15 protein-coding genes and 2 tRNA genes are annotated in these 16,262 nt (G+C 39.5%); all 17 read right to left on the bottom strand.

Annotation, left to right across the window (positions count from 1 at the left end; all coding sequences use genetic code 11):
* Positions 1-9 precede the first annotated feature (9 nt).
* A complete protein-coding gene (gene sufD / locus ACLNCS_RS03980; protein WP_070677181.1) occupies positions 10-1,272 on the bottom strand; it encodes a Fe-S cluster assembly protein SufD in 1,263 nt (420 codons plus the stop codon).
* Positions 1,273-1,299: 27 nt separating this feature from the next.
* Entirely contained in the window at positions 1,300-2,070 is a 771-nt protein-coding gene (sufC, locus tag ACLNCS_RS03975) for a Fe-S cluster assembly ATPase SufC (RefSeq protein ID WP_000114489.1), read from the bottom strand.
* A 154-nt stretch (positions 2,071-2,224) separates the two neighbouring features.
* Positions 2,225-2,419 (bottom strand): DUF3272 family protein, encoded by a 195-nt coding sequence (locus tag ACLNCS_RS03970; protein ID WP_004253242.1) that lies wholly within the window; start codon positions 2,417-2,419, stop codon positions 2,225-2,227.
* A gap of 22 nt (positions 2,420-2,441) precedes the next feature.
* Positions 2,442-4,106 (bottom strand): DNA polymerase III subunit gamma/tau, encoded by a 1,665-nt coding sequence (gene dnaX / locus ACLNCS_RS03965; protein WP_424847303.1) that lies wholly within the window; start codon positions 4,104-4,106, stop codon positions 2,442-2,444.
* Positions 4,106-4,603, bottom strand: a complete 498-nt coding sequence (locus ACLNCS_RS03960) for a GAF domain-containing protein (RefSeq protein ID WP_070677179.1) — start codon at positions 4,601-4,603, stop codon at positions 4,106-4,108. The genes dnaX and ACLNCS_RS03960 overlap by 1 nt, the downstream gene beginning before the upstream one ends.
* 84 nt (positions 4,604-4,687) lie before the next feature.
* The gene (rpsA, locus tag ACLNCS_RS03955; RefSeq protein WP_004253232.1) at positions 4,688-5,890 is read right to left on the bottom strand and encodes a 30S ribosomal protein S1; all 1,203 of its coding nucleotides are present in this window, start codon (positions 5,888-5,890) and stop codon (positions 4,688-4,690) included.
* A gap of 159 nt (positions 5,891-6,049) precedes the next feature.
* Positions 6,050-6,121: transfer RNA gene (locus ACLNCS_RS03950), tRNA-Gln, on the bottom strand.
* Positions 6,122-6,130: 9 nt separating this feature from the next.
* Positions 6,131-6,211, bottom strand: a tRNA-Tyr gene (locus ACLNCS_RS03945).
* A gap of 49 nt (positions 6,212-6,260) precedes the next feature.
* Complete coding sequence (locus tag ACLNCS_RS03940; protein ID WP_070677178.1) at positions 6,261-6,491, bottom strand: DUF2969 domain-containing protein; 231 nt, start codon at positions 6,489-6,491, stop codon at positions 6,261-6,263.
* A gap of 125 nt (positions 6,492-6,616) precedes the next feature.
* On the bottom strand, positions 6,617-7,261 hold the full coding sequence (gene pcp, locus ACLNCS_RS03935) for a pyroglutamyl-peptidase I (protein WP_424847300.1): 645 nt from the start codon (positions 7,259-7,261) through the stop codon (positions 6,617-6,619).
* Between the two features lie 13 nt (positions 7,262-7,274).
* A complete protein-coding gene (locus ACLNCS_RS03930; RefSeq protein WP_004253222.1) occupies positions 7,275-8,198 on the bottom strand; it encodes a DUF979 domain-containing protein in 924 nt (307 codons plus the stop codon).
* Positions 8,195-8,884 carry a DUF969 domain-containing protein gene (locus tag ACLNCS_RS03925; protein WP_424847297.1) on the bottom strand — a complete coding sequence of 230 codons (690 nt, stop codon included), beginning with the start codon at positions 8,882-8,884 and terminating at the stop codon, positions 8,195-8,197. Before ACLNCS_RS03925 ends, ACLNCS_RS03930 begins: the two co-directional genes overlap by 4 nt.
* Before the next feature lie 34 nt (positions 8,885-8,918).
* A complete protein-coding gene (locus tag ACLNCS_RS03920) occupies positions 8,919-10,886 on the bottom strand; it encodes a peptide ABC transporter substrate-binding protein (protein WP_214261766.1) in 1,968 nt (655 codons plus the stop codon).
* Between the two features lie 21 nt (positions 10,887-10,907).
* On the bottom strand, positions 10,908-11,930 hold the full coding sequence (locus ACLNCS_RS03915) for a branched-chain amino acid aminotransferase (protein WP_414312016.1): 1,023 nt from the start codon (positions 11,928-11,930) through the stop codon (positions 10,908-10,910).
* Between the two features lie 129 nt (positions 11,931-12,059).
* A complete protein-coding gene (gene parC / locus ACLNCS_RS03910) occupies positions 12,060-14,537 on the bottom strand; it encodes a DNA topoisomerase IV subunit A (protein ID WP_424847295.1) in 2,478 nt (825 codons plus the stop codon).
* A 217-nt stretch (positions 14,538-14,754) separates the two neighbouring features.
* Complete coding sequence (locus ACLNCS_RS03905) at positions 14,755-15,612, bottom strand: aminoglycoside 6-adenylyltransferase (RefSeq protein ID WP_424847293.1); 858 nt, start codon at positions 15,610-15,612, stop codon at positions 14,755-14,757.
* Positions 15,602-16,144: a hypothetical protein gene (locus ACLNCS_RS03900; protein ID WP_424847291.1), complete on the bottom strand. Its 543-nt coding sequence runs from the start codon at positions 16,142-16,144 to the stop codon at positions 15,602-15,604. Before ACLNCS_RS03900 ends, ACLNCS_RS03905 begins: the two co-directional genes overlap by 11 nt.
* Positions 16,145-16,262 lie beyond the last annotated feature (118 nt).

Below are 16,262 nucleotides of genomic sequence, written 5' to 3'. Positions count from 1 at the left end.
GGCTTCCCCTTAGCGTTTTGACAATTTTTCTTCGATCGTCGCAATCATTTCATCACGAACTTCTTTGACTGGAATCTCAACGATAACAGATCCAAGGAAACCACGGACAACCAAACGCTCTGCAGTTGCCTTATCCAAGCCACGGCTCATGAGGTAGTACATGTCTTCTGGATCAACTTGTCCAATAGAAGCCGCGTGACCTGCAGTGACATCATTTTCATCAATCAAAAGAATTGGGTTGGCATCGGAACGTGCTTGGTCTGAAAGCATGAGAACACGGCTTTCTTGTTGGGCATCTGCTCCCTTAGCACCCTTGATGATGTGGCCAATACCATTGAAAGTCAAAGTTGCTTTTTCAAGAATAACACCATGTTGAAGAATATTACCGATAGAGTTGCAACCATAGTTAGTTACTCGAGTATCAATCCCTTGCACCTGACGACCACTTGAAAGAGCTACGACCTTGAGGTCTGCATGGCTACCATTTCCAAGTAGATCACTATCAAAGTCAGCAACAACATTTCCTTCGTTCATGACACCGATGGCCCAGTCAATACTTGCATCGTTACCTAGTTTACCTCGACGGCTAATGTAGGCAGTAACATTCTCACCAAGACGATCAATTGCAGCAAATTTCACTTGAGCACCAGAACGTGCAATCACTTCAACAGTGATATTAGCAGTCGCCTTAGCGCTACCCTCACCGCGTGATTCTAAACGTTCGAGGTAGCTGATTTTAGAGTTTTTACCTGCAATGATCAGAATATGCTTGTTAAATGGCACATCACTATCACTATCTTGGTAGAAAATTCCTTCGATTGGTTCTGTGATTTCTACATTGTCTGGAATATAGAGAACAGCACCACTATTAAAGTAAGCTGTGTGGTAGGCTGCCAATTTGTCATCGTCGTATTTTACTGATGACATGAAAAATTCTTCTACGAGTTCCGGAATTTCTTCTAAAGCCGAATGGAAGTCTGTAAAGACCACTCCTTGTTCAGCCAACTCAACTGGAATTTGCTCAAAAACTGTTTGAGTTCCAACCTGCACCAATTTCAAGTGATTATCTAAATCAGTGAAATCAGGAATATTTGCTGATGGTTCACTTTCTGTGATGGTACCATCACCAAGATTCCAACGGTGAAATTTTACACGCTCAATGACTGGCAATTCCAAACTCTCAATCTTATCAAAAGCTTTTTGACGGAGGTCTGACAACCAGCTTGGTTCAGCGTGCATTTCTGAAAAAAGTTTAATAGTTTCTTTAGTCATTTACTTCTCCTAAAAGATACGAGGGAATTACAATTCTTCCTTGTAGTCATAGCCAAGTTCTTCAGCTAGTTTCGCGTATCCTTCACGTTCCAAGCGTGCAGCCAATTCTGGACCACCAGAAAGAACAACACGACCTTCCATCATCACGTGTACTACATCTGGCGTGATATAGTTCAAGAGACGTTGGTAGTGAGTAATGATCATAGCACCAAAACCTTCACCACGCATAGCATTCACACCTTTAGAGACAACTTTAAGGGCATCAATATCAAGACCAGAGTCAATCTCATCTAAGAGGGCGAAAGTTGGTTCCAACATCAAGAGTTGAAGAATTTCGTTACGTTTTTTCTCACCACCTGAGAAACCTTCATTGAGGTAACGCTCTGCCATTTCTTCTTTCATGTTGAGCAATTCCATTTTTTCGTCTAACTTAGTGATAAATTCACGAACTGAAATCTTCTCATCATCTTCTTTACCAGCATTCATAGCTGCACGAAGAAACTCAGCATTGGTAATCCCAGGAATTTCTGATGGATATTGCATGGCAAGGAAAAGTCCCATACGCGCACGCTCATCCACTTCCAATTCAAGGATGTTTACACCGTCAAACAAGACTTCACCTTTAGTGACTTCATAGTTTGGGTTCCCCATAATAGCAGCTGAAAGAGTAGACTTACCGGTACCATTTGGTCCCATGATGGCTGCAATTTCCCCTGTTTTAAGAGTCAGATTGACCCCTTTTAAAATTTCTTTTCCTTCAATTTCAACGTGAAGATCTTTGATCTCTAATACTGACATGATTGTTCCTTTCTTTTCATCCTTTTTACTGTATTTACCTGAAATTTAACCTTTTTAAATCCCTAAAAAAACACAGTAAAATGTCAATAAATATACCTTAATAGTATAACAAAAAAAAGCCTAAAAGGCTTTGATTTTGTCTAGAAGCTAGGAGCTACTTCTTCCCTTGAAAATGATCATCTATAGCGCTCACAATTTTACCCATGATATAACTCACGCGAAAATTTCTCAGGATCAAAATAGCCCAAAGCAAGGCCACGATATACCGTTGCTCCATGATGGATTCATTAAAGAAATAAGTCTCAGCAGCAGTAAATAAGGCCATGATAATAAATTGTTGTCTGTTCATAGTCTTTTACCACCAATTCCCTTTAATCTTCAGCTATAGTCACTTTATCTGCTAAAAATTCAAAGCCTTGAGGAAGAATTGACTCCTCAGTCTCATCCTTCACGACTTGTCCTTGAGAACCTTTAGCTCTGCTTGAAAATGCAGCTCGAACTTCCTTCCATTCTTCCATAGAAATAGCAAGAATCTCTGGAGAAAATCCAGCAGCGCGACTAAGAATATTGCCAAACATAGTGTTTAGATTGTCTCGTTTCATGGTTTGACCAGCATTGAAATTCGATTCAAAAGCCAAAATCGCATGATGTTCATTAGCAGCAACTGGTTTAGAACCAGCCAAGAGTGCCTTATCTGGACCAGATAAGCTTTCAATGACTTCTCCCCAAGCATTCTGAAGACGGATTAAGTTTTGACGGGCTAAGTCTGGATTTTCTACTGCTTCTTGAAGAATAGACTGTACCTTATTTCGATCTACACGATAGATTGATTTACTGTTAGTCGGACGACTTAGTGTAGAAACAGTTTGTTTGGGATTAGAACCAACATTAGCAAGAGCTTGTTTCAATCGTGCAACTTCTTCTCGAAGAGAAGACAATTCCTCAGCCACCTCACCTGAAAGTTCTGGTTGAGAATCAATTTCTGCTAAACGAATAGTCATCATTTCGGCATAAATTTTAGGTTGTAGGCTTGCCTTAATATCAGCTAGACTCCTAGTAGCAAGACTAATCATCTCAAACAAGACATCCTGCGGAAGAGCTAAGTTTTTCTCAAATGCATCACTATGATGTGTATTTTCTCCGCCTGCTTGAACAATTAAGATATCACGTAGATATTGCAGCAAATCGACTACAAAACGTGTCATGCTCTTTCCATTCTCAAAAATCAGATCAAGATTTTGAAGGGCTCCCGGTACATCCTTTTGAGCTAAAGCAGCTACGTAATGATCCAAGGCACTTAAACTAATGGTACCAGTGATTTCTTCTGAGACTGCAGTTGTCAATGTAGCTTCTTGGGTTAAGCTTAATGCCTGGTCTAGAATTGACAAGGCATCCCGCATACCACCCTCAGCTCGGCGAGCAATAATTTCAACAGCTTCTGTTTCGTAATCAATCCCTTCTTTTTCTAAAATCTGGAAGATATGATCTCGAATATCCTGAGTCTTAATGGACTTGAACTCAAATCGTTGTACACGAGACAAAATAGTTGCAGGAATTTTATGAAGCTCAGTCGTAGCCAAAATAAAAACTACATTTGGAGTTGGTTCTTCCAGTGTTTTCAAAAGGGCATTAAAGGCACCTGTCGAAAGCATATGAACCTCATCAATGATATAAACCTTATACTGAGCTATACTTGGAGCATAAGTTGATTTATCACGAATATCACGAATTTCATCAACCCCATTATTAGAAGCAGCATCCATTTCGATAACGTCTTCTAAACTTCCATCCGTAACAGCTTGACAGATATAACAGTTATTACAAGGTTCTCCCCCTACTTGATTAGGGCAGTTCATAGCCTTAGCAAAAATCTTAGCCACACTAGTCTTACCAGTTCCACGAGGCCCTGAAAATAGGTAGGCGTGACTAATCTTATCCTGTTCCACAGCCTGTTTAAGAGTTCTAGCAACAACTTCCTGGCCCACTAACTGTGAAAAATTTTGACTTCTATATTTTCGATAAAGCGCCTGATACATTATGCTTTCTCCTCAAACATTGAAAAATTCCATTCTGTCTTATCTAGTAAAATGGACACAAACTCTTCTAAATAGCGTTGATCAATTTCATCATAATCATCAACATGAGATGAGTCCAAATCTAATACACCCAGAAGCTGTCCATTTTTTACCATTGGAAGTACGATCTCGCTACGAGCACTACTATCACAAGAAATATAATTTGGATAAGTCTTGACATCACCAACGATAACTGTTTGACGGCTAGCCGCTGACTCACCACAAACTCCTTTTCCGAGAGCGATTCTAACACATGAGACTCCACCCTGAAAAGGGCCTAAAATAAGCTCATTTCCGTCATATAAATAGAAACCTGCAAAGACAGTACGAGGAAAGTTCATTTTTAAGAGAGCACTGGCATTCGATAGATTAGCCACCACATTGGTCTCCCCTTCTAAAAGACTAGAGAGTTGTTCATTTACAATTTGGTAAATTGATTCTTTTTCGGAATGTAACATAAATCCATTATATCAAAAAATACTAGTTGAAAAAAGAAAAATCCCTTGTTTTACAACAAAGGATTTATAATTAGTTCTGATTGATTAAAGTTCGATGTCTCCGAACAAGTCAGCCATTGAGAATCCCGTTTGAGTTTCAGGAAGTTCAAAGTCACGTTTTTCTTGACGTTTTGGACGACGTGGACGTGGAGCACGTTTTTCTTCGTTTTGTCCTTCTTCTTGAGCTGGACGTTCTTCAAGAGCTTTGATAGAAAGTGATACACGTTCTGCATCAGCATTAACATCAAGAACTTTAACAGTAACTTCTTGACCAACTGTAAGAGCTTCTTTTGGATTTTCAATACGTTTGTGTGAAATTTGTGATACGTGAACAAGTCCATCGATACCTGGCAATACTTCAACAAATGCACCGAAGTCAGTCAAACGTTTAACTGTACCTTCTACAACGTCACCTTTAGCCAATTTTTGCTCAACGCCATCCCATGGTCCAGGTGTTGTTGCTTTAAGTGAAAGTGATACACGTCCTTCTTCTTCGTTAAGGTCAAGGATTTTCACTTCTACTTCTTCACCAACAGTTACAACTGATTTTGGTGAAACGTTACGTTCGTGTGACAATTCAGTCAAGTGAACCAATCCGTCAACACCACCAAGGTCGATGAAAGCACCGAAGCTTGTGATACGAGCAACTTTACCAGTTACTACATCACCAGCAGCCAATTTACCGAAAACTTCTGCACGAGCTGCTGCAGTAGCTGCTTCTACAACTTCACGACGTGAAAGGATGAAGCGGTTTTCTTTAGGGTCAACTTCTTTGATTTTAGCTTCAAATTCTTGACCTACAAAACGCTCAGTGTTACGTACGAAACGAGTATCCAACATTGAAGCTGGGATAAATCCACGCAAACCTTCAAATTCTACTGAAAGTCCACCTTTAACAGCGCGAGTTCCTTTAACTGTAACAACTTCTTCTTCGCGTCCTACAAGTTTGTCCCATGCTTTGCGAGCTTCAAGGCGTTTTTTAGATACAAGGTATGTTACTGTATCAGTATCTTTACCAACTACTTGACGAAGTACAAGAACATCAAATACTTCACCTACTTTTACAAAGTCATTGATATCTGCATCGCGATCGTTTGTCAATTCGCGAAGAGTCAAGACACCTTCAACACCAGTTCCAGAGATTGCAACGTTAGCTTGATTAGCATCAACTGTCAATACTTCAGCACTAACAACATCACCAGGTTCAACTTGGCTAACGCTATTTAGCAAATCTTCAAATTCATTCATCTAAAAAATCCTCCAACAATCAAGTCTTTTTAACTTGACATACTTATAATTTTTTTCCTAAGCACCCGCAACGACATGAACATCTCGAACGTCCTTCAATTATAAAAATAAAATACCCTAAGATATTTTTCTTTTTATCTTGAATTTATTACCTAAGAACTGGGGTAGCTGGATTCGAACCAACGCATGAGGGAGTCAAAGTCCCTTGCCTTACCGCTTGGCTATACCCCATTGATGATATGGAGAGAGAGGGATTCGAACCCCCGAACCCGAAGGAGCGGATTTACAGTCCGCCGCGTTTAGCCTCTTCGCTATCTCTCCGACAATCAACGAAAACTATTATATCATGAAAATTTGCAAAAAACAAGCATTATTTTGCTAAATTATAGTTCTCAATCAATATTTCCACAGCTTTTTCAAGATTCTTGTAAAAACTATCGACATTTCCATTCTTTATGATTGCAAATTGGTTGTCTAGTTCGGCAATTTCGCCGATTAACTTTTTACCAATCATTAAAGTATAACCAGCGTACTTATCTTTTCCAACTACTACTTTAGCATCTGACAATTGAATCTCAATTTTTTTATCCTTTTTGCTCATACCATACCTCTTTTCACTTTTTCTATTTTACAAGAAATTCCCTAATCTAGCAAGAAAAAACTCTCTACCATGCTTATCTTGACAGAGAGTTTAAGGAATATTTTTTTAATTTGAAAATTGAATCATTAGTGAGTCGTCCCTCCGACCAACTTCAAATCTTTATCTTTATGGTCCACGATAGCACCAATAGCAGCTTCGATACCTCGGACAATATCTCTTAAGCACATGGATGCAGTATTAGGCTTATTTACCACTTGCTCTGTCATATAGGGAATATGCATAAATCCTGCTCTCATATTGGGAAATTTCTTATCCGCTAAATAGAGAGCCTGATACATCAGATGATTGCAAACAAAGGTTCCAGCTGTATTGGATACTGTAGCAGGTAGCCCTTCTTCTTTTATGGCTTGTACCATTGCTTTGATAGGGAGTGTGCTAAAATAGGCGGCTTCTCCATCAAGGCGAATTGGAGTGTCAATCGGTTGATTTCCTTGGTTATCTGGAATTCTAGCATCATCTTGATTGATAGCAACTCTCTCAGGAGTTAAACTCGCTCTTCCTCCTGCTTGTCCAATGCAAAGCACAACATCTGGATGGTATCGATTTATTTCTGCTTCTAAAACCTCTGCTGATTTATAAAAGACCGTTGGGATTTCTACCCAATGGAGCTCTGCACCATTGATTTCAGACGGTAATGATTTAACAGCTTCTAGAGCTGGATTGACTTTTTCACCACCAAAAGGATCAAATCCTGTAACTAATATTCTCATTTTATTTCCTTTACTAAAATGCCAAAAAGTACATCAGAAATACATGTATGATAATCATGACAATAGCTACTCCTATTTGCGCTTTGATAACGCCATTTGGATCTTTCATATCCAAAAGGGCCACAGGTAGAGTATTGAAATTGGCAGCCATTGGGGTTAATAGAGTCCCACAACAACCTGCTGTCATAGCAAGAGCACCCGCCATGATTGGATCTGCTCCCAAGGAAAATACAAAGGGAACACCAATTCCAGCAGTAATGACAGTAAAGGCCGCAAAGGCATTTCCCATAATCATTGAAAATAGAACCATCCCCAACACATAAGCCACTACACCCATCAACCGACTCCCCGAAGGCACAAAACCACTTATCAGATGTGACATTAAATCTCCAACTCCAGCTACAGTAAAAATAGCCCCCAAAGCTCCTAAAAGTTGGGGAACAATCCCACTAGTTGAGACTTGTTGAACCATGCGATTATTTTCTGCCAGCAAGCTTTTAGGAGAACTTTTAGTAATCAATAAAAGAGAGATGGTTGCAAGAAATGCTGCAAGGCTGATAGCAATCTTACTAAACTCAGGGATCATTTTTGCTAATACTAAAGCAATCAAAGCCATCAACATGACCGGAATAAAAATTTTATTCTTCAACCGTTTAGCTTCAATATTTGCCTTGACTTCATTCAGAGACGGCAAGGTTCCGATACGAACCTGTTTAAAGAGTGTTAGTAGGGCTAAGAGCACTACGATAATTCCAATACAGATAGATGGTAGATAGGAACCACCAATAAAACTGATTCCCAATAAAGCCCAAAACCCAGCTGTTCCATATCGAACTGGGTTTGTTTTGTCTTTGTAGCTACAATAGGCCGTGTGAAGAAATTGACAACCAATCACAATATAGGTTAACTCTAATAACTGTCTTGCTAGATTGGTCATTCTTCTTTTCCTTTACTAAGCTTATTCGCTAGCAGTTTTCTATCAAATAAGTAATTGTAAATCCCTACCACAAGTAGGGCAACTCCTGCAACAATAAGAGAATCCGAAGCGATCCCTGCATAATTACTTTCGTAACCTAATTGGTCCAGAGTGCCCCCCACCAAGAGGACACCACCTGCACCGACGAAAGTGTTCTGAGCAAAGAAATTTGCAAAATTATCATTTGCTGCTGCACGTGCTTTTAGCGCTTCGCTCTCCTGCTCCGTTAATTTTCTACCTAATTGTGACTCTGCCGCTGCTTGTCCCATGGGTTGAACCAGAGGCCTTACAAACTGCGGCTGCCCTCCTAGACGAATGGCAAAGAACCCGTCGAGTTCCCGAAAAAAGAAATAAATTGTATAAAAACTTCCTACGGTCAGTCCTTTAATCTTTTGAATCAAGTCAATCGAACGTTGCTTGAGTCCAAAAGTTTCAGATAAACCAACCAAGGGCAAGGTTACCATAAAAATCGTAAGAACTCGTTGATTGCTAAATTCTCTTCCTAAAATTTCCAAGAACTCAACAAGAGAAACTCCAGAAACTAGAGCTGTAACTAAACTAGCTAAGACTACCGTTGCGATGGTATCTAATTTATAGATAAAACCAACCACAATGATAGCTATCCCTATTAGTTTAATCCATTCCATATAGGCCCCTTTATTCCAAAAATACTAGTCTGTTTTATTTGACATGACTTTCTAGTTCTTTTTGGTATTTACTGTTTGATTCCAATTTTTCTTTTTGCCATTTTTCAAGAGCTGCTTGATATTCTTTAGCAGATACAATTTCTTTTTGCAATTTCATTCCCTTGAAGATATATGGATCACCCTTAATACCTACTTGTGAGTATGGTTTAGAGAATGGAACGACGTTGCTAACAACTGGTGAACCACCTGATGAAGCTGTTGGCATCAAGAGAGAGCTATCAGTGAGCCATGCTTGCGCTTTGGCATATTTTTCATATCTCTTGTCCAAATCGTTTGTTTCAGAAACTGCATCATCCAAGAGTTTCTTATATTCGTCCAGACCAAGTTGAGCTACTACTTCCTTGTCTTTGCCTTTCGTAATACCAAGGTGTTTCATAGCAGAACCTGTCTTAGGATCCATGATATTAAGATAACTTGCTGGGTCTTGGTAGCTTGGAGCCCATCCAGTACTGTTCAAGTCATAGTCTTTTTGAGCTGGAACACGCGCTTGCGATGTAATACTTTCCTTTTCGTTATCGGTCATCTGAAGGACATCAATCACGACATTTTCAGAACCAAGAGTTGACTCGATTGATTGTTTGAAGGAATTGCTTTGTTGAACGGCGATTGTATCTGTCTGTTCAACTGGAACATCCAAATGAATTGGGAAGGTTACACCTTTTGCTTCCAATTCTTTCTTAGCTTTCTCGAATGAAGCCTTAGCTTTGTCAGGATTGTAGATAGTATCTTTTCCGTCTACAAGCTCAACGCCTTTCCATTGGTCTCCATAGTTGACCAATTCTGCTTGAGCGATATCACCAAAGTTTTTACCACCAGATTGTACAAAGTTATCTGGAACTAGACTGTTACGAATAATCTTGTCCGCACCATCTTCACCATTGAGTTGTGCAGCATATGAATGACGGTTGAAGGCAAAGTTGATTGCTTGACGGAAGTCCTTGTTCAACATCGCTTCTTTTGTAGAAGTTTTCTGTTCTTCACTTGTTTTCGCAGTCTTATTGTAAGATTGACGGTTTACATTAAAGGTAAAGTAATAACTAGTTGAATCCTGTGGACTGTATGTGATTTTATCTCCGTATTGTTCCAATGTAGAAGCAAAGTTTGAGCTACTTGGGAAGATACGAGCTGTTGTATAAACACCTGAAGAGAAGCTACGGATCAATGATTCTTGGTCTGAACCATCATAGTAGGTCAATTTTACTTTCTCAATTTTAACCTTCTCTTTATCCCAATAATTTGGGTTCTTTTCGTATTCGATTAAAGATTTTGAAGTCAATGTCTTCAGGATATACGGACCGTTATAAAGAATACCAGATGGACTTACTGCTCCGTAGTTCTTGCCTGAAGCTTTGAGGAATTCCTCGTTTACCGGCAACATGGTTGCTGAAGTCACTTTTGAATTCCAGAAACTTTCAGGTGCATTAAGAGTATACTGGACTGTGTAGTCATCCAATGCCTTAACCCCAACTGTAGAGAAGTCATTAGTCTCACCAGTCATATATTCATTCAAGCCCTTAATGGAGTTTTGAATAAGAGTGACACCGTCTGATTTACCATCTGCTACGTGTTTTAGTCCTGTAACAAAGTCATGCGCAGTTACTTCAGCGTATTCTTCACCCTCTGAGGTATACCATTTAACTCCTTTACGAAGTTTATAAGTATAAGTCAAACCGTCTTGTGAGACACTCCAGTCTTCTGCTAGTGAAGGGACCAAATTTCCATATTCGTCGTTTTCCAACAATCCATCAACAACGTTACCAATAATATCCGTTGTTGAAGTACGAGTTGCAATACTGTAGTCCAAAGATGATGGGTCTACTCCATAGACATAAGAGAAGGTTGTAGGCGCATCTGCTTCTTTATCAGCTTTACCACAAGCCACAAGAAGAACTGCTGTACTCAGGACAACTCCTGCTGTTAACATCCACTTTTTCGTTTTCATAAAGATCTCCTTTAATAATTTTTAATCTACTTTTACAATCCAGCCTTCTGGTGCTTCAATGTCACCAAATTGGATACCTGTCAATTCATCGTATAGTTTACGAGTTACTGGACCAACCTCTGTTTCACTGTAGAAAACATGGAAATCATCACCGTGTTGGATTCCCCCAATAGGTGAGATTACTGCTGCTGTTCCACAGGCACCTGCTTCTACAAATCGAGCCAGACTATCAATTGGTACATCTCCCTCAACAGGTTTCAAGCCTAAACGATGCTCTGCCAAGTAAAGCAATGAGTACTTGGTAATCGATGGCAAGATTGACGGACTCAATGGGGTAACAAACTCATTATCAGCTGTAATTCCAAAGAAGTTTGCTGAACCAACTTCTTCAATCTTAGTGTGGGTTGATGGGTCTAGATAAATAACATCTGAGAAATGACGGGATTTAGCCATTTTTCCTGGCAAAAGACTAGCGGCATAGTTACCACCGACCTTGGCAGCTCCTGTTCCATTTGGTGCAGCACGGTCATACTCATCTTGAATCAAGAAGTTTGTTGGAACCAATCCACCCTTAAAGTAATTTCCAACTGGCATAGCAAAGATAGTGAAAATATACTCCTCGGCTGGTTTTACCCCGATGATATCTCCGACACCAATCAAGAGCGGACGAAGGTAAAGGGTTCCACCAGTTCCATAAGGTGGTACGTATTCTTCATTAGCACGAACAACTGCTTTACAAGCCTCTACAAACATTTCTGTTGGCACTTGAGGCATCAAGAGACGATCACAGGTACGTTGGAGACGTTTAGCATTTTCATCTGGACGGAAGAGTTGAATACTGCCATCCTTTGTACGATAGGCTTTCAATCCTTCAAATGCTTGCTGTCCATAGTGAAGACTTGGAGATGATTCTGAAATATGCAAGGTTGCATCTTCTGTTAATTCTCCTTGAGTCCATTGTCCATTTTTAAAATAAGCGATATAACGATAAGGTAGTTTCATATAGGAAAAACCGAGATTTTCCCAATCGATCGTAACTGTCATGACAATCTCCTTTATTCTAATCAAGCTTTGTGTTCTATTCTACACTATTCTCCTAAAAATTCAAGTATTATTTGTAATTTTCTGAAAATTTTATTTATAAAAAATCAGTCACTAGGACTGATTTTCTTATTAATTATCTTTTTCTTCTTTAAAGACTTCTTTGAGATAGGCATCGAAAACTTCCTCGTCTGAAATAGTATCTGAGATAAAGCTTCCATTACTTGTGCGCTCTGATACATTCAAATCTTGCAGAATTGCTTCGTAAATTGTTCCATTATTGGATTGAATAACAAGAGTTTGTTCGCCATCTTCTACTTCTGTACTAAAGAGATCTCCGATAAATCCTTGTTCTGAGACAGCACCGGCCAAGAAGACACGATGTGGTTTGCTCTTCAATTCTCTCAGAACTTGAAGACCACGCTTAGCACGACTGGTTGCTGGAATTTCCTCTGTTGATACACGTTTCAAGCTTCCACGTTGCGTTAACAGATAGAAAGATGAAGTATTGCAGATAAAGGCAGCTTGAAGCTCATCATCTGCTTTCAGATTCATAGCTTTAACACCTGCAGCCTTGGCTCCAACAACTGGAACCTCTTCGATATTAAAGCGAAGGGCATATCCATTTTTACTAATCAACAAAACATCATCCAATTTAATCGGAGCAACTGCTACAATCTGGTCACTATCGTCTTTCAACTTAGCATATTTGACAGATTTAGAACGATAGGTTCTCCATGGAGAGAATTCTTTTCGTTCGACACGCTTGATTTGTCCAAGACGAGTCGCTGCAAAGTAGGTCGTCGCATCATCAAACTGATCCACAACTTCTACGTAAAGTACTTCTTCATTAGTTTCAAAGTTGGTAATTGTTTGACTCAAGTGCTCCCCAATATCCTTCCAACGAATATCTGCTAATTCATGGACAGGACGGTAGATAACATTTCCTAGTGTCGTAAAGATTAAGAGATGTTGAGTTGTCTTAACAGATTGAATAAATAACAATCGGTCATCATCCCGTTTACCAATTTCCTCTAACGTTGAAGCTGAGAAAGAACGAGGGCTAGTACGCTTGATATAGCCAGCCTTCGTCACGCTGACGTATGTATCTTCTTCAGCAATCAAACTAGCTGTATCAATCTCGATCACTTTTGCTGTATCTTCTAAAGAACTCAAACGAGGTGTCGCAAACTGTCTCTTGACCTCACGAAGTTCTTTTTTCATGAGATTGTACATAGTCCGTTCGTCACCAATGATAGCCGCCAGCATAGCAATTTTTTCGCGAAGTTCTGCTTCTTCTTCCTGCAAGACAACTACGTCTGTATTGGTCAAACGGTATAGTTGCAAGGTAACAATAGCTTCAGCCTGCTCTTCAGTAAAATCATAACTGACCTTGAGGTTCTCTTTGGCATCAGCCTTGTTCTCAGAAGCACGGATAAGAGCAATGACTTCATCTAAAATAGAGATGACACGAATCAAACCTTCCACGATATGGAGACGTTTTTCGGCCTTTTCCTTGTCAAAGCGAGAACGCGCCAAGATAACTTCACGGCGGTGGGCGATATAACTAGACAAGATCGGTACAATTCCAACTTGGCGAGGCGTGAAATTGTCAATCGCAACCATGTTGAAGTTGTAGTTGATTTGCAAGTCAGTGTACTTGAAAAGGTAGTTGAGAACAAGTTCCGTGTTCGCATCTTTCTTGAGTTCGATAGCAATACGAAGACCGTCACGGTCGGACTCATCACGAACCTCAGCGATACCTGCTACCTTGTTATTGACACGAACTTCATCAATTTTCTTGACTAAGTTAGCCTTATTAATCTCATAAGGAATCTCAGTGATAACGATTTGTTCCTTACCACCTTTTAACTTCTCAATTTCAGTCTTGGAACGAACAACCACACGCCCCTTACCAGTTTCATAGGCCTTTTTGATTTCGTCACGACCTTGGATGATAGCTCCTGTAGGAAAGTCTGGCCCAGGTAAGAATTCCATGAGCTTATCAACCTTAGCAGTTGGGTGATCAATCATGTAGACTGTCGCATCGATAACTTCAGCCAAATTATGCGGTGGAATATCTGTCGCATAACCAGCTGAAATACCTGTCGAACCATTGACTAAAAGGTTTGGAAAGGCTGCTGGTAAGACAGTTGGTTCTTTCTCGGTATCGTCAAAGTTCCAAGCAAAGGGAACTGTCTTTTTATCGATATCTTGAAGAAGGTAGCCTGCAATCTCTGATAAACGAGCTTCCGTATAACGCATAGCCGCAGGTGGATCTCCGTCCATTGAACCGTTGTTTCCGTGCATTTCAACTAGAATCTCACGGTTTTTCCAGTCCTGAGACATACGAACCATGGCATCATAGATCGAAGAATCCCCGTGTGGGTGGAAATTACCCATAATGTTCCCGACTGACTTGGCCGACTTACGGTAGCTCTTATCAAAAGTATTGCCATCCTTATTCATCGAATAAAGAATACGGCGTTGAACCGGCTTCAATCCATCCCTAATGTCTGGCAAAGCCCGGTCTTGAATGATGTATTTGGAGTAGCGCCCAAAGCGCTCTCCCATGATGTCCTCTAAGGACATATTTTGGATATTACTCATATAAGATACAAAGCCCGTAAGATGCAAAGTGAAATTAGGAAATTCTTGCAGGGAGCGATGCTCACAAGAGAATTTATCTTTTTCACACAGTATTTAGGGCGTGTTCAACTCCTTTCAAAGAATATAGAGTAGTTTTTTTATAGACAAAGGTGTTCAGTTATTTTATATAACTAAACTATCCTTTCTGTAGTTTAAAGTTATGAATTATGTTCTTTATTTAATTAGTGTTTTGAAGTTTTTCCTCAGCATACTGAATCATCTTCTCAGCTACTTCCCTATCGTAGTCAAAGCCCATCTTTTGGGCAAGCCTTTGAGCTTCTTGATGGAAAAGTTGCATCGTAGCCAATAAAGACTGAATGATTTTGTCTAAACTTGAGAAATCAAGCAGATTTGAGAAGTCCTTCTCCATCTCAGCAGGCAAGTAGTTAAAGAGGTACTTGTAGTTCTTACCGATGTCTACTGCTCCTCTATCACTTGCCACCTGCCAAGCTAAGATTTTCAAAAGTTCTTGTTGACAAATACCATAAAGATGGTCAATGGCATAGAAGACTTGCTTGCGACAGATTCCTTTAACCACATAGGCGGAAACCCACCAAAATTCATTACAAGCTTTTTCAAAATCAATTGCACTAGCTGGGGTTATCCAGTAACGATCTGGACTTGGAGAATAGGTCTCAAACAAGCCCTTAGTGTCCTCTAGCACCGTGAAATCCGCTTCGCTTTCTACCCACTCTTGAATGTGGTCTTTGGGGCAGAGGGTTAAATCAATGCGATTGCCATCTTCAAATAGCATGAGATAGAGACGACGGTTGCCTAGGATGTTATGTTGCTCAATGATACGTGTGCCAAACTGGTCCAACCAAGCAAGGTCACTCGTCAAATTATCTAAGTCGTCCACGACATAAACAACATCATAGTCTTGAAATTCGTCTTTTGGAGCTTGTGAATTTGTCCGCGAACCGGACATGGCGACAGCATCGACTTGTAAAGATTTAGCAGTCTGTAAAATCAACCTCAGCATTTGCTCTTGACTTCTATATTTTCTGCACCTATCTTTAATTAAGTTATTTTTCATAACTATCTAGTTCCCCTTGTTTCTGAAGGACTTGTATTCTTTTCTTCTCAAGTTCCCCTACGATTAATTGGATAGTTGAGCAAATCCCTAAAACAATTAAAATATAACAAATAGATATTATGTTACTTCTTTGGTATTTTTTCATCATTTCCCAGACAATAAACATATTTACCAATGAAAGGAGAAAAATGAAGGTGGCATTGAATCGAAGTACTATAGCAAATTTGCTCGTAAAATGCCTACAATGGATTACACTCTTATATAGAGTATAAAACGAAAAAACAACCATCAAGGGGGCGAAATAGTCCATATAAAACAAAATAAATTTTACCCCAATAAATCTTAACCCATAGTAAAACTTACCTTCCACTGGTATATTTGATAGACAGACACCAATAGTTAAAATGGACAGTAAAAACAGGGATATTGAACGAGCATACTCTTTTCTCCCCAAGTTGGAGATTAAATTACTTATAATTCCAAAAATTACTATGACAACAACGAAAATAGAAATTATAGATTCACTACTCATTACTGAACCTCCATTAGTTCTATATATTATTTACACAACAAATGTGACAATCATTTTTACTTGAACGATGCAACTTTCCTATATGGTAAAAACAATATCCCTCAAGTAGTATAAAACG

Origin of the sequence: Streptococcus sp. CL9.43, assembly GCF_049737935.1 — a bacterium.
GTDB lineage: Bacteria > Bacillota > Bacilli > Lactobacillales > Streptococcaceae > Streptococcus > Streptococcus infantis_I.
Note: the sequence above shows the minus strand (reverse complement) of the source record. Positions and strands in the feature narration are given on the sequence as shown.

Excerpts from the sequence above, each read along its gene's own strand:
- sufD (WP_070677181.1), bottom strand. The coding sequence starts at position 1,272 with ATGACTAAAGAAACTATTAAACTTTTTTCAGAAATGCACGCTGAACCA.
- ACLNCS_RS03900 (WP_424847291.1), bottom strand. The coding sequence starts at position 16,144 with ATGAGTAGTGAATCTATAATTTCTATTTTCGTTGTTGTCATAGTAATT.
- pcp (WP_424847300.1), bottom strand. The coding sequence starts at position 7,261 with ATGAGAATATTAGTTACAGGATTTGATCCTTTTGGTGGTGAAAAAGTC.
- ACLNCS_RS03960 (WP_070677179.1), bottom strand. The coding sequence starts at position 4,603 with ATGTTACATTCCGAAAAAGAATCAATTTACCAAATTGTAAATGAACAA.
- ACLNCS_RS03925 (WP_424847297.1), bottom strand. The coding sequence starts at position 8,884 with ATGGAATGGATTAAACTAATAGGGATAGCTATCATTGTGGTTGGTTTT.
- ACLNCS_RS03905 (WP_424847293.1), bottom strand. The coding sequence starts at position 15,612 with ATGAAAAATAACTTAATTAAAGATAGGTGCAGAAAATATAGAAGTCAA.
- rpsA (WP_004253232.1), bottom strand. The coding sequence starts at position 5,890 with ATGAATGAATTTGAAGATTTGCTAAATAGCGTTAGCCAAGTTGAACCT.
- ACLNCS_RS03930 (WP_004253222.1), bottom strand. The coding sequence starts at position 8,198 with ATGACCAATCTAGCAAGACAGTTATTAGAGTTAACCTATATTGTGATT.
- ACLNCS_RS03970 (WP_004253242.1), bottom strand. The coding sequence starts at position 2,419 with ATGAACAGACAACAATTTATTATCATGGCCTTATTTACTGCTGCTGAG.
- dnaX (WP_424847303.1), bottom strand. The coding sequence starts at position 4,106 with ATGTATCAGGCGCTTTATCGAAAATATAGAAGTCAAAATTTTTCACAG.
- sufC (WP_000114489.1), bottom strand. The coding sequence starts at position 2,070 with ATGTCAGTATTAGAGATCAAAGATCTTCACGTTGAAATTGAAGGAAAA.
- parC (WP_424847295.1), bottom strand. The coding sequence starts at position 14,537 with ATGAGTAATATCCAAAATATGTCCTTAGAGGACATCATGGGAGAGCGC.
- ACLNCS_RS03940 (WP_070677178.1), bottom strand. The coding sequence starts at position 6,491 with ATGAGCAAAAAGGATAAAAAAATTGAGATTCAATTGTCAGATGCTAAA.
- ACLNCS_RS03920 (WP_214261766.1), bottom strand. The coding sequence starts at position 10,886 with ATGAAAACGAAAAAGTGGATGTTAACAGCAGGAGTTGTCCTGAGTACA.
- ACLNCS_RS03915 (WP_414312016.1), bottom strand. The coding sequence starts at position 11,930 with ATGACAGTTACGATCGATTGGGAAAATCTCGGTTTTTCCTATATGAAA.